At 67.4% G+C, this 20,060-nt stretch carries 16 protein-coding genes; 10 read left to right on the top strand and 6 right to left on the bottom strand.

Annotated elements, in window-relative coordinates:
- Positions 1-24: 24 nt before the first annotated feature.
- The 4 genes from prpF to pbpC all read left to right on the top strand — a co-directional run bounded on the left by prpF (position 25) and on the right by pbpC (position 10,167).
- Complete coding sequence (gene prpF, locus AB9O74_RS01010) at positions 25-1,209, top strand: 2-methylaconitate cis-trans isomerase PrpF (RefSeq protein ID WP_369348107.1); 1,185 nt, start codon at positions 25-27, stop codon at positions 1,207-1,209.
- A gap of 20 nt (positions 1,210-1,229) precedes the next feature.
- Positions 1,230-2,687, top strand: coding sequence for a bifunctional 2-methylcitrate dehydratase/aconitate hydratase (locus tag AB9O74_RS01005; RefSeq protein WP_369348106.1), 1,458 nt, complete (start codon positions 1,230-1,232; stop codon positions 2,685-2,687).
- Between the two features lie 131 nt (positions 2,688-2,818).
- Positions 2,819-7,738, top strand: a complete 4,920-nt coding sequence (locus AB9O74_RS01000; protein WP_369348105.1) for an alpha-2-macroglobulin — start codon at positions 2,819-2,821, stop codon at positions 7,736-7,738.
- A 53-nt stretch (positions 7,739-7,791) separates the two neighbouring features.
- Positions 7,792-10,167, top strand: coding sequence for a penicillin-binding protein 1C (gene pbpC / locus AB9O74_RS00995; RefSeq protein ID WP_369348104.1), 2,376 nt, complete (start codon positions 7,792-7,794; stop codon positions 10,165-10,167).
- A gap of 218 nt (positions 10,168-10,385) precedes the next feature.
- On the opposite strand, the gene AB9O74_RS00990 is transcribed toward pbpC, so the two are convergent.
- Positions 10,386-10,970: a bacterioferritin gene (locus tag AB9O74_RS00990; RefSeq protein ID WP_176990571.1), complete on the bottom strand. Its 585-nt coding sequence runs from the start codon at positions 10,968-10,970 to the stop codon at positions 10,386-10,388.
- Positions 10,971-10,999: 29 nt separating this feature from the next.
- A complete protein-coding gene (locus tag AB9O74_RS00985; protein ID WP_176990570.1) occupies positions 11,000-11,482 on the bottom strand; it encodes a peroxiredoxin in 483 nt (160 codons plus the stop codon).
- 251 nt (positions 11,483-11,733) lie between these two features.
- Here AB9O74_RS00985 and AB9O74_RS00980 point away from each other — a divergent pair, with 251 nt between their 5' ends.
- Positions 11,734-12,630: a DnaJ C-terminal domain-containing protein gene (locus AB9O74_RS00980; RefSeq protein ID WP_121038875.1), complete on the top strand. Its 897-nt coding sequence runs from the start codon at positions 11,734-11,736 to the stop codon at positions 12,628-12,630.
- A gap of 124 nt (positions 12,631-12,754) precedes the next feature.
- Here AB9O74_RS00980 and pilH read toward each other — a convergent pair whose 3' ends face one another.
- Both pilH and AB9O74_RS00970 read right to left on the bottom strand, forming a co-directional pair.
- The gene (pilH, locus tag AB9O74_RS00975) at positions 12,755-13,138 is read right to left on the bottom strand and encodes a twitching motility response regulator PilH (protein ID WP_176990568.1); all 384 of its coding nucleotides are present in this window, start codon (positions 13,136-13,138) and stop codon (positions 12,755-12,757) included.
- 89 nt (positions 13,139-13,227) lie between these two features.
- Complete coding sequence (locus AB9O74_RS00970) at positions 13,228-14,223, bottom strand: YhdH/YhfP family quinone oxidoreductase (protein ID WP_369348103.1); 996 nt, start codon at positions 14,221-14,223, stop codon at positions 13,228-13,230.
- A gap of 231 nt (positions 14,224-14,454) precedes the next feature.
- On the opposite strand from AB9O74_RS00970, the gene hflK reads away from it, so the two are divergent.
- The 4 genes from hflK to AB9O74_RS00950 all read left to right on the top strand — a co-directional run bounded on the left by hflK (position 14,455) and on the right by AB9O74_RS00950 (position 18,290).
- The gene (gene hflK, locus AB9O74_RS00965) at positions 14,455-15,576 is read left to right on the top strand and encodes an FtsH protease activity modulator HflK (RefSeq protein ID WP_121038866.1); all 1,122 of its coding nucleotides are present in this window, start codon (positions 14,455-14,457) and stop codon (positions 15,574-15,576) included.
- The gene (hflC, locus tag AB9O74_RS00960) at positions 15,573-16,436 is read left to right on the top strand and encodes a protease modulator HflC (RefSeq protein WP_019186091.1); all 864 of its coding nucleotides are present in this window, start codon (positions 15,573-15,575) and stop codon (positions 16,434-16,436) included. Before hflK ends, hflC begins: the two co-directional genes overlap by 4 nt.
- A 69-nt stretch (positions 16,437-16,505) precedes the next feature.
- A complete protein-coding gene (locus AB9O74_RS00955; protein WP_088432982.1) occupies positions 16,506-16,691 on the top strand; it encodes a DUF2065 family protein in 186 nt (61 codons plus the stop codon).
- Positions 16,692-16,997: 306 nt separating this feature from the next.
- Positions 16,998-18,290: an adenylosuccinate synthase gene (locus AB9O74_RS00950; protein WP_088432983.1), complete on the top strand. Its 1,293-nt coding sequence runs from the start codon at positions 16,998-17,000 to the stop codon at positions 18,288-18,290.
- A gap of 99 nt (positions 18,291-18,389) precedes the next feature.
- Here AB9O74_RS00950 and AB9O74_RS00945 read toward each other — a convergent pair whose 3' ends face one another.
- Positions 18,390-18,803 carry an EF-hand domain-containing protein gene (locus AB9O74_RS00945; protein ID WP_369348102.1) on the bottom strand — a complete coding sequence of 138 codons (414 nt, stop codon included), beginning with the start codon at positions 18,801-18,803 and terminating at the stop codon, positions 18,390-18,392.
- Between the two features lie 206 nt (positions 18,804-19,009).
- Between AB9O74_RS00945 and AB9O74_RS00940 the strand changes: the two genes are divergently transcribed.
- Entirely contained in the window at positions 19,010-19,363 is a 354-nt protein-coding gene (locus tag AB9O74_RS00940; protein ID WP_176989159.1) for a hypothetical protein, read from the top strand.
- On the opposite strand, the gene AB9O74_RS00935 is transcribed toward AB9O74_RS00940, so the two are convergent.
- Positions 19,364-20,059 carry a M23 family metallopeptidase gene (locus tag AB9O74_RS00935; RefSeq protein WP_369348101.1) on the bottom strand — a complete coding sequence of 232 codons (696 nt, stop codon included), beginning with the start codon at positions 20,057-20,059 and terminating at the stop codon, positions 19,364-19,366.
- Between the last annotated feature and the right edge of the window lies 1 nt (position 20,060).

Raw genomic sequence — 20,060 nt, 5'->3', positions numbered from 1 at the left:
CCGTCTTTCCATCAGGATTTCGATATGGCGTTTCTTCCCCAGCTCCGCATTCCCGCCACCTACATGCGCGGTGGCACCAGCAAGGGTGTGTTCTTCAAGCTGACCGACCTGCCTGCCGCGGCGCAGGTGCCGGGTCCGGCGCGCGATGCGCTTCTGATGCGCGTGATCGGCTCGCCTGATCCGTATGCCAAGCACACCGATGGCATGGGCGGCGCGACTTCCAGTACGAGCAAGTGCGTGATCCTCTCCGCACCGTCGGTGCCGGAGCACGACGTGGATTATCTGTACGGCCAGATTTCGATCGAGACCGCCTTCGTCGACTGGAGCGGCAACTGCGGCAATCTCAGCACCGCGGTGGGCCCGTTCGCGATCAGCAACGGCCTGATCGATCCGGCGCGTATTCCGCACAACGGCCTCTGCACCGTGCGCATCTGGCAGGCCAACATCGGCAAGACCATCCTGGCGCACGTGCCGATCGTGGATGGCCAGGTGCAGGAAGACGGCGATTTCGAGCTGGATGGCGTGACCTTCCCGGCCGCGGAGATCCCGCTGGAGTTCCTGGATCCCTCTGATGAAGGCGAGGGCGGGGCGATGTTCCCGACCGGCAACCTGGTCGACACGCTCGACGTGCCCGGCGTGGGCAGCTTCCAGGTCACGATGATCACCGCCGGCATTCCGACCATCTTCCTCAATGCCGCGGACCTGGGGTACACCGGTACCGAACTGCAGCCGGCGATCAATGAGGACAAGGCCGCCTTGGCGCGTTTCGAAGCGATCCGCGCGCACGGCGCGGTGCGCATGGGCCTGATCGAGACGATCGAACAGGCTGCGACCCGCCAGCACACGCCCAAGGTCGCCTTCGTCGCGCCGGCGCAGGACTACGTGTCGTCCAGTGGCAGGCAGATCGCTGCCGGAGAGATCGATCTGCACGCGCGCGCGCTGTCCATGGGCAAGCTGCACCACGCGATGATGGGCACTGCCGCGGTCGCCATCGGCACTGCCGCCGCGATTCCGGGCACGCTGGTGAATCTCGCCGCCGGCGGTGGTGAGCGTGAATCGGTGAGCTTCGGTCATCCCTCCGGCACCTTGCGCGTGGGTGCACAGGCGATGCACGTTGACGGTCAGTGGACGGTCACCAAGGCCATCATGAGCCGCAGCGCCCGCGTATTGATGGACGGTGCGGTACGGGTGCCTGCCACTACCTTGTAATACCCAACAGGAGAATCGCGATGTCCGGTCACGACAGCCACAGCAACCAGCGCCCGCCATGGGACACGGTCCTGACCGACATCGTCGATTACGTCCGCGACTACCAGGTCAGCTCGCCGCAGGCGTACACCACCGCGCGGCACTGCCTGATCGATACGCTGGGCTGCGGACTGGCGGCGCTCTCGTTCCCGGCCTGCAGCAAGCTGCTCGGGCCGCTGGTGCCCGGCATGCGGGTGATCAATGGCGCACGCGTGCCCGGTACCCGCTTCGAGCTCGATCCGGTGCAGGGCGCCTTCAACATCGGCGCGATGATCCGCTGGCTGGATTTCAACGACACCTGGCTGGCGGCGGAGTGGGGCCATCCCTCCGACAACCTCGGCGGCATCCTCGCCACCGCCGATTGGCTCAGCCGCAATGCCGAGGCGCTGCGCCGGGCGCCGCTGACCATGCGCGATGTGCTGGCCGCAATGGTCAAGGCGCATGAGATCCAGGGCTGCCTGGCGCTGGAGAATGCGTTCAACCGGGTCGGGCTGGACCACGTGGTGCTGGTCAAGGTCGCCTCCACCGCGGTGGTCTCGCACATGCTGGGCCTGGATCGCGAGCGCATGCTCAATGCGCTGTCGCTGGCCTGGGTCGATGGGCAGTCGCTGCGCACCTACCGGCACGCGCCCAACACCGGCTCGCGCAAGAGCTGGGCGGCCGGTGATGCCACCAGCCGTGCGGTGCGCCTGTCGCTGATGGCCGCGGCCGGGGAGATGGGCTATCCGAGTGCGCTGACCGCGCCGACCTGGGGCTTCTACGATGTGTCCTTCGGCGGCCAGCCCTTCCGCTTCCAGCGGCCTTACGGCAGTTACGTGATGGAGAACGTACTGTTCAAGATCAGCTATCCGGCCGAGTTCCATGGCCAGACCGCGGTCGAGGCGGCGATGCAGTTGCACGCGCAGATGCGCGCCAGCGGCAAACGCAGCGAAGACATAGCGCAGATCACCCTGCGCACCCAGCAGGCCTGCCTGCGCATCATCGACAAGCCCGGCCCGCTGCATAACCCGGCCGACCGCGACCACTGCGTGCAGTACATGGTGGCGATCGGCCTGATCTTCGGCCGCCTGGTCGCCGAGGACTACGAGGACGACGTGGCGGCCGATCCGCGCATCGATGCGCTGCGGGCGAAGATCACCTGCGTGGAAGATCCACGGTTCACCGCGGATTACATGGACCCGGACAAGCGCAGCATCGCCAACGCGCTGCAGGTGACCTTCACCGATGGCAGCACGATGGACGCGGTGGTCGAGTACCCGCTGGGCCATGCCCGCCGCCGCGCCGAGGGGATCCCGCTGCTGGAGGACAAGTTCCGCCGTCACCTGGCCGGGGTGTTCCCGACCGTGCAGCAGCGCCGGATCCTCGAGGCGTCGCTGGACCCGGTCGCGCTGGAGGCGATGCCGGTGCACGAGTATGTGGACCTCTACGTGGCCGGGTAGACGCCGACCGTTGGTCGGCTGCCCTTCGCCGTGGCCCCGCCCGCCGCCCATGACGCACGGATCGCCCTGGGTCGCCCGCGAACGAGCGGGGACGGCCCGTATACTGGCGGCCTTGTTCAAGGAGTGACGTCATGGCTAGCCGCAGTCGGTTTGGGCAGTGGAGCTGGAAGGGAATCGCGGGCCTGGCGCTGGTCGCCGGCCTGGCCATCGGCGTCGGGGGCTGCAAGCGCAACGACAGCGGCCAGCTGCCGGCACCGTCCGGCGCGCCGATCACGGCCAAGGCCGAGGCGGTCACCGAGTTCACCCTGGTCCGGGCCTACCCCGATCAGAAGAGCGACGGCCTGTCGCTGGCCCTGGAGTTTTCGCGCCCGCTGGTCGGCACCCAGGACTTCGACACGCTGGTCCGTTTCGCCGAGAAGGTCGGGACCGAGGACAGCAGCTGGTCGCTGTCCGATGACGGCAAGATCCTGCGCTATCCGTTCGTGGAGGCGGCCAAGGAATACTCGCTGATCGTCTCGCCCGACCTGCTTGCCGCCGATGGCAGCCGGATCGGCAAGGAGCTGCGCCAGAAAGTCTTCACCGGTGAGCTCAAGCCGGTGGCCGGGTTCGCCTCGCAGGGCAGCGTGCTGCCGGCCAAGGACAGCCGCGGCCTGCCGGTGGTCTCGGTCAACGTGCCGGAAGTGGACGTAGAATTCCTGCGCGTACGCGAGAAGGAACTGCCGAACTTCTTCAGCCAGTACCAGCGTGGCGGCCGCCGCGGCAGCTGGGAGCTGGACAGCGATTACGGCGACAAGACGCCGATGTCGCAGCTGGCCGAGCCGGTCTACGTGAACCGCTTCGTGATCGGCGGCAAGCAGAACGAGCGCGTGCTCACCTACCTGCCGACGCAGGACATCAAGGAGCTGCAGCAGCCCGGCCTGTATTTCGCGGTGATGAAGCGCAGCGGTTCGTTCGAAGGTGAGTACGACACCGCCTTCTTCACCGTCAGCGACATCGGCCTGCATACGCGCGCCTACAAGGACAAGCTGTTCGTGCATACGGCCTCGCTGCAGAGCGGGGCGTCGCTGAAGAAGATCGAGCTGCGCATCCTGGATGGCAAGGGCGAGGTGGTGCTCAAGGGCGCGACCGACGGCAACGGCAATGCGCTGCTCAATTACACGCTGGATGCCAGCCATGTGCTGATCGCCAGCAGTGGCGGCGATACCTCGATGCTGCCGTTCAACCAGCCCGCGCTGGACCTGAGCGAGTTCGCCGTGGCCGGGCGCGACAATGCCTGGTTCGACGTGTTCACCTGGTCGGGCCGCGACCTGTACCGCCCCGGCGAGACCGTGCGCATTTCCGCGCTGCTGCGCGACAACGACGGCAAGCCGGTGAAGCCACAGCCCGTCTTCCTGCGCCTGAAGCAGCCGGACGGCAAAACCTTCCGCGAGACCCGCCTGACCCCGGGCGAGCAGGGCTACTTCAGCTTCGAGCAGCTGATCCCGGCCGAGGCGCCGACCGGGCGCTGGCAGGTGGAGTTCCGCACCAATCCGGCCAGCAAGGAAGCGATCCAGGGCATGACCCTGCGCATCGAGGAGTTCCTGCCCGAGCGCATGAAGCTGGACCTGGACAGCGCACAGAAGACGCTCAAGCCGGGCGAGCCGCTCAAGCTGCAGGCCGACGCCGCGTATCTGTACGGCGCGCCGGCCGACGGCAACCGCTTTACCGCACGCCTGGCCGTGGCGGCCGAGCAGTCGCCGGTGGAGTCGCTGCCGGGCTATTTCTTCGGCGATCCGACCACCGCGCTGCCGCGCGAGGCGCGCGACGTCATCGATACCGAATTCCCGGCCGACGGGAAGCTGCGCCAGGACGTGGAACTGCCGGCCGAGGTCAAGCCGACCGCGCCGATCGCCGTGGTGCTGTCCGGCAGCGTGTATGAAACCGGTGGCCGCACCGTGACCCGCACCCTGAAGCGGGTGATGTGGCCGGCCGCGGCCCTGGTCGGCGTGCGCCCGCTGTTCGATCCCAAGGATGGCGCGGATGCCAACAGCAACGCGCGTTTCGAACTGATGCGCGTGGACGCGGCGGGCAAGCCGCAGCCGGCCAAGGGCCTGAAGGTCACGCTGGTGCGCGAGCTGCGCGATTACCACTGGACCTTCAACGACAACCGCTGGGATTACGATTTCACCCGCCGCTTCGAGAACAAGGACACCCGCACCGTCGATGCCGGCAGCGCGGCGGTCGGTGTTGATGTCCCGGTGGAGTGGGGTGAGTACCGGCTGGACGTGTTCGACCCGGCCACCGGGCTGACCAGCCGCTATCCGTTCAACGCCGGCTGGAGCTGGAACGACGACAACCGCGGCCTGGATGCGCGCCCGGACAAGGTCAAGCTGGCGCTGGACAAGACCGGCTACAAGGCCGGCGATACCGTGCGCGTCACCGTGACCCCGCCGCATGCCGGCAAGGGCGTGCTGATGGTCGAGAGCGACAAGATGCTCTACGTCCAGGACATCGACGCCAAGCCGGGCAGCACCTACGACATTCCGGTCACGGCCGAGTGGGAACGCCACGACGTCTACATCACCGCGCTGGTGTTCCGTGGTGGCAGTGCGCCGAGCAAGATCACTCCGGCCCGTGCGGTCGGCGTGGTGCATGTGCCGATGGACCGCAAGGCCCGCCAGATCGCGGTCGGCCTGGTGGCACCGAAGCAGATGCGCCCGGAGCAGACGCTGCCGGTGACCGTCAGTGCCCCGCAGCTGGCCGGCAAGGTCGCGCATGTGACTGTCTCCGCAGTGGATGTGGGCATCCTCAACATCACCCGCTTCCCGGTCCCCGATGCCGCCGCGCACTTCTTCGCGCAGCGCCGCCTGGGCGTGGATGCGTATGACATCTACAGCCGCGTGATCGAGAGCTTCGACGGCAGCAGCGGCAAGCTGAAGTTCGGTGGCGACATGGCCCTGGCCGCGATGCCCCAGGCCAAGCGTCCGACCGCGCGCGTGCAGACGGTGGATCTGTTCTCCGGCCCGGTGAAGCTCGATGCCAAGGGCATCGCGCGGATCGCGCTGAAGGTGCCGGATTTCAACGGTACCCTACGCGTCTCGGCGCTGGTGTACGCCGATGACCAGTATGGCAAGCGCGATGTGGAGACCGTGGTGCGCGCGCCGATCCTGGCCGAAGCCAGCATGCCGCGCGTGATGGCGCCCGGGGATACCAGCACGGTCACCCTGGACGTGCAGAACTTCACCGGCACGCCGGGCGAGTTCAAGGTGCAGGTGGATGGCATCGGGCCGCTGACCCTGGGCGACTCCAGTCGCACGCTCAAGCTCAACGCCGACGCCAAGAGCACGCTGAGCTTCCCGCTGACTGCGCGCGAGGGTTACACGGTAGCCAAGGTCCGCGTACGCGTGGACGGCAACGGTTTCAAGGTCGATCGCCGCTATGACCTGCCGGTGCGCGCGGCGTGGCCGCAGGTGCTGCGCGCACAGACCCGCACGCTGGATCCGCTGGCCGCAGTCACGATGGAAGCCGGGCTGGCCGATGGCCTGATGAACGACTCGGTGACCGCACGCATGCTGGTCAGCGCGCTGCCGCCGATTCCGTTCGCCAGTGCCTTGAACGGCGCGCTCAACTATCCGTATGGCTGCGCCGAGCAGACCACCAGCAAGGGCTATGCCGCGCTGATGCTGGATGAAGCGACCTCGGCCATGCTGGGTGCGGACGGGCTGGATGCCAAGACCCGCCGCGAGCGCATGGAAGGTGCGTTCGGCCGCCTGGCCTCGATGCAGGTAGCCAACGGCAACTTCTCGATGTGGGGCGACGACGGCTACATCAATCCGTGGCTGACGCCGTACATCGCCGAGTTCCTGCTCGACGCCAAGGACGCCGGCTTCGCGGTACCGGACAACGTGCTGCAGAAGGCGCTGAACCGCCTGAGCGAAGATCTGCTGTCCGGCGGCAACCAGTTCTATGGCGAGGACCGCCGCGAGAATCTGAAGTTCGCCAACCAGGCCTATTCGGGCTACGTGCTGGCCCGGGTCAACCGCGCGCCGCTGGGTACCCTGCGTGCGCTGTACGACAACGAGCGCAGCAAGTCGCTGACCGGCCTGTCGCTGGTGCACCTGGGCATCGCGCTGTCCCTGCAGGGCGACCACAAGCGCGGTGATGCGGCCATTGCCGCCGGCTTTGCCAAGAGCGCGGACGACCGTCCGGCCTACTTCGGCGATTACGGCAGCGCGGTGCGCGATGACGCGTTGATGATCGCGCTGCTGCACGAACGCAAGCTGTCCAAGCCGGCCTACGATGCACGCGCGGTCGATCTCGGCCGCGCGCTGGACGCCCGCCGCAACAGCGGCTGGATGTGGTTGAGCACCCAGGAGCAGGTGGCGCTGGCGCGCATGGGCAAGGCGCTGTCGGCCAACCAGAAGAAGCTGGTGTCCGGCGAGCTGGTGGTCGGTGGTGAGAGCGAGAGCATCTCGGCGCGCCGCATGTTCGGCCGCAGCTTCGACTACGCCGCGCTGGCCAAGGGCGTGCGCTTCAGCCCGCAGGGGGAGCCGCCGATGTTCGCCAGCCTGGAAGTGGCCGGCATTCCGCGCAACCCGCCGGAACCGGACAGCCGCACGCTCGGCGTGGAGCGCAGCTGGTACACCACCGACGGCAAGCCGTGGACGCCGCGTCCGCTGAAGGAAGGCGAGGCCCTGATCGTGCGGGTCAGCGTCACCCCGAACGTGGACATGCCCGATGCACTGCTGACCGATCTGCTGCCGGCCGGGCTGGAGATCGAGAACTTCAACCTGGGCGATGCCAAGCAGTGGGCCGATGTCGTTGTCGACGGGTTGAGCGTCAACGATCGTGGCGATGCGGCCAACATCAAGCACGAAGAGTTCCGCGACGACCGCTATGTGGCCGCGCTGAAACTCTCGCGTGGCAGCACCGCCAAGGTGTTCTACCTGGTGCGTGCGGTCACGCCGGGCACGTATCGCGTGCCGCCGCCGCTGGTGGAGGACATGTACCGTCCCGACCTGCGCGGCGTGGGTCGCAGTCTCCCGGCCTCGCTGACCGTGGTGCAGCCCTGATCGCAGGGCGGGCCGTCGCGATGACGGCCCGCCTGCCTCGCTGCTGAATGGACATGACGTCTCTTTTTTCCAAGCGGTCGTGGGCCTCCGTACGACGCAACGTGCTGCCCTGCCTGCGTTGGGGCACGGCGGCGGTGCTCGCGCTGCTGCTGGTGATGGATCTTGCGTTCCCGCCACCGCTGCCCAGGCAGCGCGACACCAGCACCCTGGTCGTCGCGCGCGATGGCACGCCACTGCGCGCCTTCGCCGATGCCGACGGGGTGTGGCGCTACCCGGCCTCCGCCGACAGCGTCTCGCCGCTATACCTGCAGGCGCTGCTGAACTACGAAGACCGCTGGTTCTGGCGGCATCCGGGCATCAATCCGTGGGGACTGCTGCGCGCCGGCAAGCAATGGCTGTTCGAACAACGGATCGTCTCCGGCGGCTCGACCCTGACCATGCAGGTCGCCCGCATCCTCGATCCGCATACGCGCACGCCATGGGGCAAGACCAAGCAGCTGCTGCGCGCGGTGCAGCTGGAGCTGCACCTGAGCAAGGCGCAGATCCTGGCGCTGTATCTGGAGCGCGCGCCCTACGGCGGCACCATTGAAGGCGTCGAGGCGGCGAGCTGGGCCTATCTGGGCAAGCCGGCCTCGCAGCTGTCGCATGCCGAGGCGGCGTTGCTGGCGGTATTGCCGCAGTCGCCCAGCCGGCTGCGTCCGGACCGGCACCCGGAAGCGGCGCAACGTGCGCGCGACAAGGTGCTGGAGCGGATGGTGTCGCTCGGCGTGTGGTCACGCGAGGAGGTCGACGATGCGCGCATCGAGCCGGTGGTCACGCGTGCCCTGCAGCCCCCGCTGCATGCAGCGTTGCTGGCCCAGCGCCTGCGCTCGGCGCAGCCGCGGGTGGCGCGGATCGAGAGCACGCTGGATATCGGCCTGCAGCGCACGCTGGAAGAGCGTGTGTCGTCGTACTTCTCGCAGTTGCCCGAGCGCACCTCGGCCGCGCTGCTGGTGGTGGACAACCGCACGCTGGAGGCGCGTGCCTATGTCGGCTCGGTCGCCTTCGGCGACAAGCAACGGCTCGGCCATGTGGACATGGTGCAGGCCTGGCGCTCGCCGGGCTCCACGCTGAAACCATTCCTGTACGGCATGGCACTGGATGATGGCCTGATCCATTCGGAAAGCCTGATGGTGGATGCGCCACAGAGTTTCGGCGGTTACCGGCCGGGCAACTTCGATGCGGCCTTCAACGGGCCCGTCAGTGTGGCCACGGCGCTGCGGTTGTCGCTGAACGTGCCGGCCGTGGACCTGCTGGACCGGGTCGGCTCGGCGCGCTTCGCGGCACGCCTCTCGCATGCGGGCATCAACCTGCGCTTTCCGCACGGCAGTGCGCCGAACCTGTCGCTGATACTGGGCGGTACCGGCGCGAGGCTGGAGGATCTGGTCGGTACCTTTGCCGCGTTCAATCGCAACGGCATTGCCGGGCGGGTGCGTTACACCGCCGAGGATGCGGTGATCGAGCGTCGCCTGATGTCACCGGGCGCGGCCTGGATCACCCGCGAGATGCTCGAATCCAATCCCCGCCCGGGCTATGGCGCGGGCACCTTCGACGTCACCGGCCGCCCGCGCGTGGCCTGGAAGACCGGCACCAGCTACGGCTACCGCGATGCCTGGGCGATCGGCACGACGCGGCATTACACGGTAGGCGTCTGGGTCGGGCGTCCGGATGGCACGCCGCTGCCCGGGCAGTACGGCGCGGTGACCGCGTTGCCGCTGATGTTCGAGGTGATCGACAGTCTGCCGCGCCAGGCCGGCGATGCCAGTGCGGCGCCGATGCCGGCGAGCGTGGCGCAGGCCGATATCTGCTGGCCGACCGGTGGTCTGGCGGAGCAGACAGCGCCCGCGCTGTGCCAGCGGCGGATGCCGGCGTTCGTGCTGGACGGGGCGGTGCCGCCGACCTTCGCCGAGCGCGATGCGCGGCTGTGGCAGCCGGGACTTCAGCGCTTCCAGGTGGATGCGCGCACGGGGCTGCGGCTGTCGCCGGAGTGCAGCCGACCGCATGAGGCGGAGTCGCGTGAGATCGCACGCTGGCCGGCGTTGTTGTCGCCGTGGCTGCCGCAGGCGCAGCGCCAGGCCTCGCAACTGCCGGCGCTGTCGCCGGATTGCAGCGCGGACGGCCGCGACAGTGGCGGCACCCTGCACATCGAGGGGCTGAACGACCGCGCCACCCTCGCACGCGCGCCGAATGCCGAACACGGCGTGCGCCTGCAACTGCGGGCGCTGGGCAATGAGACCACGGTGGACTGGCTGCTGGATGATCGCTGGATCGCCCGCACCGAAGGCGCGCGGCTGTTCCAGCGCGATTTCGACGAGGTGGGCGAGCACACGTTGACCGCATTGGCCGCCGATGGTGCCTGGACGCAGGTCCGGTTCCGTATCCTGCGCTGACGTCGCGCTAAGCAGACGCTGGTAGTGCCGGCCGCTGGCCGGCATCACACCATGAACGGTAGTGCCGGCCGCTGGCCGGCACTGCAGTGCGTTCGAATTCTGCGAGGAGCCGGCCAGCGGCCGGCACTACACGTCCGTTCGGATTCTGCGAGGAGCCGGCCAGCGGCCGGCACTACACGTGCGTTCGGATCCTGCGAGAAGCCGGCACGCGGCCGGCGTTACTCGCCGATCCAGCCGTCAAGCAGATCGGCGAATTCGTCGGCGTGCTCTTCTTCCTGCGCGAGGATCTCTTCGAGGATGCGCTTGGTCGTGGTGTCCTTGTCGCCGACGAAGTTGATCATCTCCCGATAGCTGTCGATCGCGATGCGCTCGGCAATCAGGTTCTCGCGGACCATGTCGCGCAGGTCGCTGCCTTCCTTGTACTCGGCATGCGAACGTGCGGTGAGCGTATCCGGATTGAGATCCGGCTCGCCGCCGAGCTGCACGATGCGCTCTGCCAGCTTGCCGGCGTGCGCCTGCTCCTGCTGTGCGTGCTCCAGGAACTCGGCCTTGATGGAATCGGCGAGCATGCCCTTGGCCATGAAGTAATGGCGGTAATAGCGCAGCACGCACACGTACTCAGTGGCGAGCGCATCGTTGAGCAGCTTGATCACCGCCTCGCGGTCGGCGCTGTAGCTGTCGGTGATCGCGCCGTCTTCGATGTCCTTGCGGGCCTTGGCGCGCAGGGTGGCGGTATCGCTGATGCCCGGCGGACGGGCGGTGTTCGGGGCGGTATCGGGGGTGTTCTTGGCTGGCTTGGACATGGCTGGCCGGATTCCTCTGTTGCGTGGGTCTAGCGGGGGAGATGCTCCAGCACGTACTGCGCCGAAGACACCTCGAATTTTCCGGGTTCCTCGATGAAGGTTTCGCGCACGACACCGTCTTCGACGTACAGCGCGAAGCGGCGCGAACGGATGCCCATCCCGGAGCTGCTGGCATCCATCTCCAGGCCGAGGGCCCGGGTGAACTCGCCATTGCCGTCGGACAACAGCTGCAGGCCGTCGGGCACCTGCTGGCTCTCGCCCCAGGCCTTCATCACGAACGGATCGTTGACCGCCATGCAGAACACTTCGATCCCGCGGTGGCGGAACTCGGGGAACTGCTCGATGAAGCCGGGCAGGTGCCGGGCCGAACAGGTCGGGGTGAATGCGCCGGGCACGCCGAACAGCACCGCTTTGCGCGCATCGAACAGGGCATGGGTGTCGATGGTCTCCATGCCCTCGCGGATGCGCTTGAGGGTGACTTCGGGAATGCGGTCGCCAACGTGGATGGTCATGCGGACTCCTTGGACACAGGCAGGGTAGTGAGGGGCATGGGATGGCCATGTCAACACGTTGAAAACCGGACGTGCAGACCCATCTGGAGCGGGAGAGGCGGGCTACCGGGGGCAGCGTAGCCGGCCGGGATGTCCGCCGCATTGCGCAGGATCATTCGTGCCCGGCGTCACGGTGGGCCGGTCCGCAGCGGCTAGAATTGCGCGGACGGCGCCCGCCCACGCGGGTGGCCGAACTTAGTCGAGGTGTTTGGATGGAATTCAAGGATTACTACGCCACGCTCGGGGTGGAACCCACCGCGGGCGATGCTGAGATCAAGACCGCTTACCGCCGCCTGGCGCGCAAGTACCACCCGGATGTGAGCAAGGAAGCGGGGGCGGAGGACAAATTCAAGGCGGTCAACGAGGCTTACGAGGCGCTGCGCGACCCGCAGAAGCGCGCGGCCTATGACCAGCTGAAGGCGCAGGGCTACCGGCCCGGCGAAGAGTTCCACACCCCGCCGAACTATGGCGGTGGGCAGGGCTACGATTTTGAAGAGGTGTTCGGGGGCGGCGCCGGTGGCGGCGGCTTCAGCGACTTCTTCGAAAGCCTGTTCGCGCGCCAGCGGGGCGGCGGTGGCGGCCGCGCCAGCGGATTCGGCGGCGCCAGCCAGGGCCCGCAGCCCACCCGCGACACCCGCGCCAAGCTGTCGGTGCCGCTGGAAGCCGCTTACCAGGGCGACAGCCTGCGCATCAACGTGGGCGGCAAGCAGCTGGATGTGCGCGTGCCCAAGGGCATCCGCCCGGGCCAGGTGATCCGCCTGACCGGGCAGGGCACCGGCGGTGGCAACCTGCTGCTGGAAGTGGAATACGCCGAACACCCCCAGTTCGAGGTGGACGGGCGCAACATCCTGTACACGCTGCAGGTCACCCCGTGGCAGGCCGCGCTGGGGACCAGCATCAGCGTGCCGACCCTGGGCGGGGCGGTGGAGTTGAAGGTGCCGGCCGAGTCCGACGCAGGCCGCAAGCTGCGCCTGCGCGGCCGGGGCCTGCCGGGCAACCCGGATGGCGACCAGATCGTGGAGCTGGAGATCATCGCGCCGGCGCCGACCGACGAAGCGCAGAAGAAGGCCTACAAGGCGCTGGCCAAGGCGTTCGGCGAGAAGGTGTGAGGCAAGGCGTTGCGCGGCGTCCCGGTCATCGTTGCGTACCGACCAACGGTTGGTATCTACCGGGTCGGCCGCGATTGCCTTCGCGGTAGAAGCCGACCGTTGGTCGGCTCATCGTGCCATCGGCTCATGCCGTCGGCGGTTCCTGGTGGCTGAAAACGCGCTCCAGCACCTCGGACAGCTCGTCCTCGGAGAACGGCTTGGTGATATAGGCCTTGGCGCCCTGCCGCATGCCCCACATGCGGTCGGTGTCCTGATCCTTGGTGGTCACCAGGATCACCGGGATGTGCTTGGTCGAGGCATCGCGTGCCAGGGTACGGGTCGCCTGGAAACCATTGAGGTTGGGCATCACCACGTCCATCAGCACCAGATCGGGCAGCTCGGCCTTGGCCGCTTCCACCCCGGCCGCGCCATCGGTGGCGGTGAGGATTTCGTGCCCGAGTTTTTCGACGATCCGCTGTATCCCCAACAGCTGCGACGGTGAATCGTCGACGATCAGAATGCGTGCCATGTTGTTCCCCGTGTGATGCCCGCAGTGTAGTGCGGGCCTCGCACCGTCGTGAAGCGCCGGACGTGCCGTCCGTCGCCCGGCTGCCACGCTCAGTCGATTCGTACCACCGTGCGGCCGTGGTTGCCGCCTGCGAGCAGGGCATCGAACGCTGCCGACAGGCCATCCAGCCCGACTTCGCCCGTGCAGATCGTCTCCAGATGCGCCGGTTTCCACGCGCCGCCCAGCTTCGCCCAGACCGCTTCGCGCAGATCACGCGGTGCGCTGGAGGACGACACACCGATCAGCGAGACGCCGCGGATGATGAAGGGCATGACCGTCATGTCCAGCGCCGGGCTCGCGGCCAGGCCGGCACTCACGACCGAGCCGTAGGGCGCGGTCTGGGCCAGCAGGCTGGTCAGCATCGCGCCGCCGGCATTGTCCAGGCCGCCGCCGAAGCGTGCCGATTCCATCGGCCGGGTGGTCGCCAGCACGTCCCGCGGCAGGACCTCGCGGGCACCCAGTCCACGCAGGTAGTCGGCCTGGTCGGCCTTGCCGCTGATCGCATGCACCTCGAAACCGGCCCGGGTGAAGATGTCCACCGCCAGCGAGCCGACCCCGCCGGTCGCTCCGGTCACGGCCAGCGGCCCGTGGGCGGGGGTCTGCCGGTTGTCCAGCATCCGCACCAGGGCCAGCGCAGCGGTGAAGCCGGCCGTGCCCAGGATCATCGCCTCACGCGGGGTCAGTCCCGTCGGCTGTGGGATCACCGCGCTGGCGGCCAGGCGCACATACGGGCTGTAGCCGCCATCGCGGGTCTCGCTCAGCCCGCAGCCGGTGGCCAGTACCGCATCGCCCTCGCGGTAGGCCGGATCGGTCGAGGCGACCACGGTGCCGGCCACGTCGATGCCGCCGACCAGCGGGAAGCGGCGCAGGATCCTGCCCTTGCCGGTGCCGGCCAACGCATCTTTATAGTTGACCGAGGACCAGTGCGCGCGGATCACCACCTCGCCCGGGTTGAGCTGTTCCAGGCCGATCGGTTCCAGCCCGGCGTGGTAGCCGGTATCGTCCTGGTGGATGCGGAAAGCGTTGAACCGGTCGGGAATTGCCATGAAGATGCCTGACGGGGGAAAACACCACCTTACCCGCTGCTCCGGCGCGCGGGGACCCTCACGGACCCTCACGGACCTTCGCGGATGCGGTTATGAATCGTTCCCCGAGATGCGTGACCCCTTCCAATCCTGTCGATCTGCCCCATCTAGTAGAATCGACAGCGATTTAACGTTTTAACGGTTGACGGTGCGGGAATGGCCCGCAGGCAACCTTACCTTGATGGAGCGTGCATGGCCTGGAATACACCCGGCGGCAACAAGGGCGGACAAGGCCCCGACGAGAATCGACGTGGGCCGTTCGGTCCTCGCGGTGGCGGCAATGGCGGCGGTTGGGGCGGTTTGCCCGGTCCGCTGAAAGACCTGTTCGATGGCGGCATCCTGCGGTGGGTCGCAGTGGCTGCGGTGTTGCTGCTGCTGTTCTCCAGCTTCCAGCTGATCGGCGAACAGCAACGCGGCGTCGTGCTGCGCTTCGGTCAGTTCCATCGCATCCTGCAGCCTGGCCCGAACTTCAAGCTGCCGTGGCCGCTGGAATCGGTGACCAAGGTCAATGCCACCGAGATCAAGACGTTCAGCAGCCAGGTGCCGGTCCTGACCCGCGACGAGAACATCGTCAACGTCTCGCTCAACGTCCAGTACCGCATCGACGATCCGCGTCTGTATCTGTTCGGCTCGGTCGATGCCGACCAGGTGCTGGAACAGACCGCGCAGAGCGCCGTGCGTGAGCAGGTCGGTCGTGCGGACCTCAACAACGTGCTGAACAACCGTGGCCCGCTGGCCGTGGCGGCCGAAGAGCGCCTGCAGGCCTCGCTCGGCAGCTACCGCACCGGTCTGTCGGTGACCGGCCTGACCCTGCCCGATGCCCGCCCGCCCGAGGAGGTCAAGCCGGCCTTCGACGAGGTCAACGGTGCCCAGCAGGTCAAGGAGCGTCTGATCAACGAAGCCCAGGCCTACGCGGCCAAGGTGGTTCCGGAAGCGCGCGGCCAGGCCTCGCGGGCCCGTACCACCGCCGAAGGCTACAAGCAGGCCGTGGTCGCCAAGGCCGAGGGTGATGCCTCGCGCTTCAGCCTGCTGCAGGTCCAGTACAAGGATGCCCCGGAAGTCACGCGCAAGCGCCTGTGGCTGGAAACGGTGCAGAAGGTGCTCTCGGAGAACCGCAAGATCATCGGTGGCGATGGCCGCCAGCTGATCTACGTGCCGATGCCGGGCGACAACCGCACCAGCACCAATGCCGCTCCGGCGGTGACCCCGGAAGTCATGCTGCCGTCGCTGCCTGCCAGCACGGCCGTCGATGGCGTTCGCAATGCGGAGCGTCCGACGACGCGCCCGACCGGTCGTGAGGAGGGCAGCCGATGAGAAGTTCACTGTGGATTGGTCTGGCCGTAGCGGTCCTGCTCGGCCTGTTGGGTTCGGTCTACGTGGTCCGTGAGGACCAGACCGCGATGGTGTTGAACCTGGGCAAGGTGGTCCGTGCGGACATCAAGCCGGGCCTGCACTTCAAGGTGCCGCTGGTGGAAACGGTGCGCGTGTTCGATCGCCGCTTCCAGGTGCTCGACACCGCCCCGGCGCGTTACTTCACCGCCGAGCAGAAGGACGTCAGCGTCGACTTCTTCGCGATCGGTTACATCTCCGACGTGCGCGCGTATTTCCGTGCGACCGGCGGCGATGCCCGCGTGGCGAATGCCCGCCTGGCCCCGATCATCACCGACTCCCTGCGCAACCAGATCAACTCGCGTTCGTTGCAGCAGCTGGTGTCCGGGGATCGCAGCGAACTGATCGCCAATCAGCTGACCGGTATCAACGAGTCGGTCAAGGCGCTCGGCATGCAGATCATCGACCTGCGCATCAAGCAGATCGACCTGCCGACCGACAGCCAGGTGATCAACGATGTGTACGAACGCATGCGCGCCCAGCGTAAGCAGGAAGCCGCCAAGCTGCGCGCCGAGGGTGAGGAGCAGTCGCTGACCATCCGTGCCCAGGCCGACCGCGAGAGCACCGTGATCGTGGCCGAAGCCGAGCGTGATGCCCAGCAGCTGCGTGGTGCCGGCGATGCCGACGCCGCCCGCATCTACGGCAAGGCCGGCTCGGCCGACCCGTCGTTCTACGCCTTCTACCGCAGCCTGGAGGCCTACCGTGGCTCCATGACCGACGGCAACGGCGTGATCGTGCTCGACAAGAACGACCCGTTCCTGCAGTACCTCAAGAGCGATCGCTGAGGCCGCAGGCGGTAGTCATCCACGGGGACCCGGTGCAGACCGGGTCCCCGTTTTGTTTGTGGAGATGTCATGAAAGATCTGTTCTCGGCCCTGTGCCTGGTGGCCGTGCTCGAAGGCCTGTTCCTGTTCGCCGCCCCGTTGGCCTGGAAGCGGATGGCCGAGCAGCTGCTGATGCTGCGCAGCAGCGCCCTGCGTGCCTGGGGCGGGGTGATCCTGCTGGCCGGGCTGACCACGCTGTGGTGGTTGAAGCACTGAGCGGGTTCCCGCCATGCCCTGTCTGGTAGTGCCGGCCGCTGGCCGGCTCCATCCCGCGGCGGTCCTGACCGGCCGGTGAAGTCCGCCCGCCGCCGGGGTGGCAGCGGCCACCGGAAACCCGGATAATGCACAAAAGCCGGACGGGCACTCTGTTTCAGAGTCACTCGTCCGGCTTTTTCCGTGTCTGGGTACCCCAGCGTCGGCGTGCTCCCCGCTGGAGCCCGCCAATCCGCGCTGATCGGCCACCCCGGCATGGTCCCAAACCCGCGGCCCCGATGGCCGCACAAAAACCAGGAGTTACCCGTCATGGGTCAGTCAGTTGTCGTGTTGGGTGCCCAGTGGGGCGATGAAGGCAAGGGCAAGATCGTCGATCTGCTCACCGAGGAAATCGGCGCTGTCGTGCGCTTCCAGGGCGGCCACAATGCCGGCCACACGCTGGTCATCAATGGCAAGAAGACCGTCCTGCACCTGATTCCGTCGGGCATCCTGCGTGAAGACGCCCTGTGCCTGATCGGCAACGGCGTGGTGATCTCGCCGGCCGCGCTGCAGAAGGAAATCGCCGAGCTGGAAACCTCCGGCGTGGAAGTGCGTTCGCGCCTGAAGATCTCGCCGGCCGCGCCGCTGATCATGCCGTACCACATCGCCCTGGACCAGGCGCGCGAACGCGCTGCCGGCGGCAAGGCGATCGGCACCACCGGCCGTGGCATCGGCCCGGCGTACGAAGACAAGGTGGCGCGTCGCGGCATCCGCATCGCCGACCTGCATTACCCGGCCCAGCTGGAAGAACTCCTGCGCACCGCGCTGGATTACCACAACTTCGTGCTGACCAATTACCTCAAGACCGACGCGGTCGACTTCCAGAAGACCTACGACGAAGCACTGGCCTTCGGCGAGTACGTCGAGCCGATGAAGTCCGACGTCGCCGGCATCCTGCACGACCTGCGCAAGCAGGGTAAGCGCGTGCTGTTCGAAGGCGCCCAGGGCGCGCTGCTGGACATCGACCACGGCACCTACCCGTACGTCACCAGCTCCAACACCACCGTCGGTGGCGCACTGGCCGGTGCCGGCGTGGGCGCCGATGCGATCGACTACGTGCTGGGTATCGCCAAGGCCTACGCGACCCGCGTCGGCGGTGGCCCGTTCCCGACCGAGCTGGACGATGAAGTCGGCCAGGGCATCCGCGACCGCGGTGCCGAGTACGGCGCTTCGACCGGCCGCCCGCGTCGCTGCGGCTGGATGGACATCGTCGCGCTCAAGCGCGCCGTGGCCATCAACGGCATCAGCGGCCTGTGCATCACCAAGCTGGACGTGCTCGACGGCATGGAAAAGCTGAAGGTCTGCATCGCCTACGAATACCGCGGCAAGCGTACCGAGTACGCCCCGCTGGACGCGCAGGGCTGGGAAGAATGCACGCCGGTGTACCTGGAGTTCCCGGGCTGGACCGAGAACACCCACGGCATCACCAACTGGGACGACCTGCCGCCGGCCGCCCGCGCTTACCTGCGCGCGCTGGAAGAGCTGGCCGGTTGCCCGGTCAGCATCGTCTCGACCGGCCCGGACCGCGACCACACCATGGTCCTGCAGGATCCGTTCGCCTGATCAGGCGCGTAGTGCCGGGCCATGTCCGGTATGGCGTGAAGGTCTAAGGCGTAAAGAAAAGCCCCGCGCAAGCGGGGCTTTTCCGTTGCCGAGCCCGGGTCAGCGCCGGCCGAGGCCCATCTGCAGTTCCGACAGTTCCAGATTCTCATCGTGGTTGGCATCCAGGTTCTGGAAACGCATCTCCGATGAGCGACGCATCTCCTCGGCACTCAATTCGCCGTCGCCGTTGAGGTCGGCGATGCGGACCCATTCGGCCGCCGAGAACTCGCCGTCACGCTGCGGGCCGAGCACCGCCTGCACTTCCTCCACGCTCACCCGGTAATTGTGATCCGCATCGACCAGGCGGAAGAAAGCATCTCCGTCGTACTCATCGCGACTGACCTTGCCGTCGCCATTGCGGTCCAGCATCGCGAAACGATCCGGCGCGGTGGCGGGCAGGTCCTGCGCCGCGGCGGCACTTGCGGCGACAGCGCCGCAGAGAAGGAGCAGGGCAACGCGGTGCGCGAGCATCATCACAGTTGTCTCCAAGACCTCAGGGGGAGGGGGCATGCCTTCAGCACGCAGTGTCCGCCGCGTGGATGCCCGGGGCAACGGCAATTTCCCGCATTCGCGCCAGTAGTTTTACTGGTTGCCCGCGCCCATCGGACCGGCGTGACCACGTCCGCCAGCGCGGGGCCATGGCATGCTGTGCAGCCTCACCAATCAGCAGGGGCGACAGGGTGTCTGAAGATCACGTGGCCACGGGCATGAGCAGCGCGGACCGCGCGTTGCATGCGGTGGTGTCCGAGCTTGAAGCGCTGTTGCGCGGCGACGGGGAAACCCACTGGGCCGACTGGATGCAGCGGGTCATCACCCAGCTTGAGCAGGGCGATCCAGGCGCGCCGGAGAGCGTGCTGCGCGCCTATGGCGGCATGGGGTCGTTCAATGATGTTGCGTTGGGCCTGGATTACAGCAACGGCCACTTCCAGTGGCGCGCAGACGCGGGTGAACTCAATGAGCGCCTGGATGCACTGCGCGGTCGCGCCTGGCAACTGGCGCGGGCGATCCGGGACGCCCCCCCCGGTACGCGTTGATCAAAGGGCCTGCTGCCCCTTCAACATCGGATACGGATTGATCGATTCGCCTTTCCACCACTGCTTTTCCGGACCCAGTACATGGATCTCGAAATGCAGGTGGGGCGCCTCGGGACTGGCGTTGCCGGTGCTGCCGACATAGCCGATCACCTCACCGCGCTTGATCGTCTTCTTCTCGGCCAGCCCATCGGCGTAGCGGTCCAGATGCGCGTAGTAGTAGCAGTAGCGACCGCTTGGCTCGAACTGGTACACCGTCAGGCCGCCCCGCACGCTGTCGAACAGTTTTTCCACAGTCCCATCGGCGACGGCCAGTACCGGCGTCCCGTTCGGCGCCAGGATGTCGATCGCATCATGTACGCGGCCTTCGCTGCGCGCATCGGTGAAGGTGTCCTGCAGCTGATCGGCCCCGACGCCCTGCACGGGCAGCAGCAGCGCGCCCACCGCGCCGCTTGTCGGTGCGGGTGTCAAACCGCCCGCGTCCGGCGCGGGCGGTGTGGCTGAGGTGTCGGCGGGCACCGGCGTCGTGGCCGGCGTAGGTGGCGCCGGGGCATCAAGCGCAGCGCGGGCCGAACTCGTGGCCGATCCCACCTTGGCCGGTTCGGCAGCGCCGAGCCGGGCGGAAGGGCCGGGCCCCAAGAGCCAGTAGCCGACCACGCCGATCACCAGTCCTACTGCCAGCAGTCGAAAGGTCTTCATG

The organism is Stenotrophomonas sp. JAG2, from assembly GCF_041080745.1.
In the GTDB taxonomy this organism is placed as follows: Bacteria; Pseudomonadota; Gammaproteobacteria; order Xanthomonadales; family Xanthomonadaceae; genus Stenotrophomonas; species Stenotrophomonas maltophilia_AA.
Note: the sequence above shows the minus strand (reverse complement) of the source record. Positions and strands in the feature narration are given on the sequence as shown.

Coding starts and splice junctions, on each gene's coding strand:
- prpF (WP_369348107.1), top strand. CDS start 25: ATGGCGTTTCTTCCCCAGCTCCGCATTCCCGCCACCTACATGCGCGGT.
- AB9O74_RS01005 (WP_369348106.1), top strand. CDS start 1,230: ATGTCCGGTCACGACAGCCACAGCAACCAGCGCCCGCCATGGGACACG.
- AB9O74_RS01000 (WP_369348105.1), top strand. CDS start 2,819: ATGGCTAGCCGCAGTCGGTTTGGGCAGTGGAGCTGGAAGGGAATCGCG.
- pbpC (WP_369348104.1), top strand. CDS start 7,792: ATGACGTCTCTTTTTTCCAAGCGGTCGTGGGCCTCCGTACGACGCAAC.
- AB9O74_RS00990 (WP_176990571.1), bottom strand. CDS start 10,970: ATGTCCAAGCCAGCCAAGAACACCCCCGATACCGCCCCGAACACCGCC.
- AB9O74_RS00985 (WP_176990570.1), bottom strand. CDS start 11,482: ATGACCATCCACGTTGGCGACCGCATTCCCGAAGTCACCCTCAAGCGC.
- AB9O74_RS00980 (WP_121038875.1), top strand. CDS start 11,734: ATGGAATTCAAGGATTACTACGCCACGCTCGGGGTGGAACCCACCGCG.
- pilH (WP_176990568.1), bottom strand. CDS start 13,138: ATGGCACGCATTCTGATCGTCGACGATTCACCGTCGCAGCTGTTGGGG.
- AB9O74_RS00970 (WP_369348103.1), bottom strand. CDS start 14,223: ATGGCAATTCCCGACCGGTTCAACGCTTTCCGCATCCACCAGGACGAT.
- hflK (WP_121038866.1), top strand. CDS start 14,455: ATGGCCTGGAATACACCCGGCGGCAACAAGGGCGGACAAGGCCCCGAC.
- hflC (WP_019186091.1), top strand. CDS start 15,573: ATGAGAAGTTCACTGTGGATTGGTCTGGCCGTAGCGGTCCTGCTCGGC.
- AB9O74_RS00955 (WP_088432982.1), top strand. CDS start 16,506: ATGAAAGATCTGTTCTCGGCCCTGTGCCTGGTGGCCGTGCTCGAAGGC.
- AB9O74_RS00950 (WP_088432983.1), top strand. CDS start 16,998: ATGGGTCAGTCAGTTGTCGTGTTGGGTGCCCAGTGGGGCGATGAAGGC.
- AB9O74_RS00945 (WP_369348102.1), bottom strand. CDS start 18,803: ATGATGCTCGCGCACCGCGTTGCCCTGCTCCTTCTCTGCGGCGCTGTC.
- AB9O74_RS00935 (WP_369348101.1), bottom strand. CDS start 20,059: ATGAAGACCTTTCGACTGCTGGCAGTAGGACTGGTGATCGGCGTGGTC.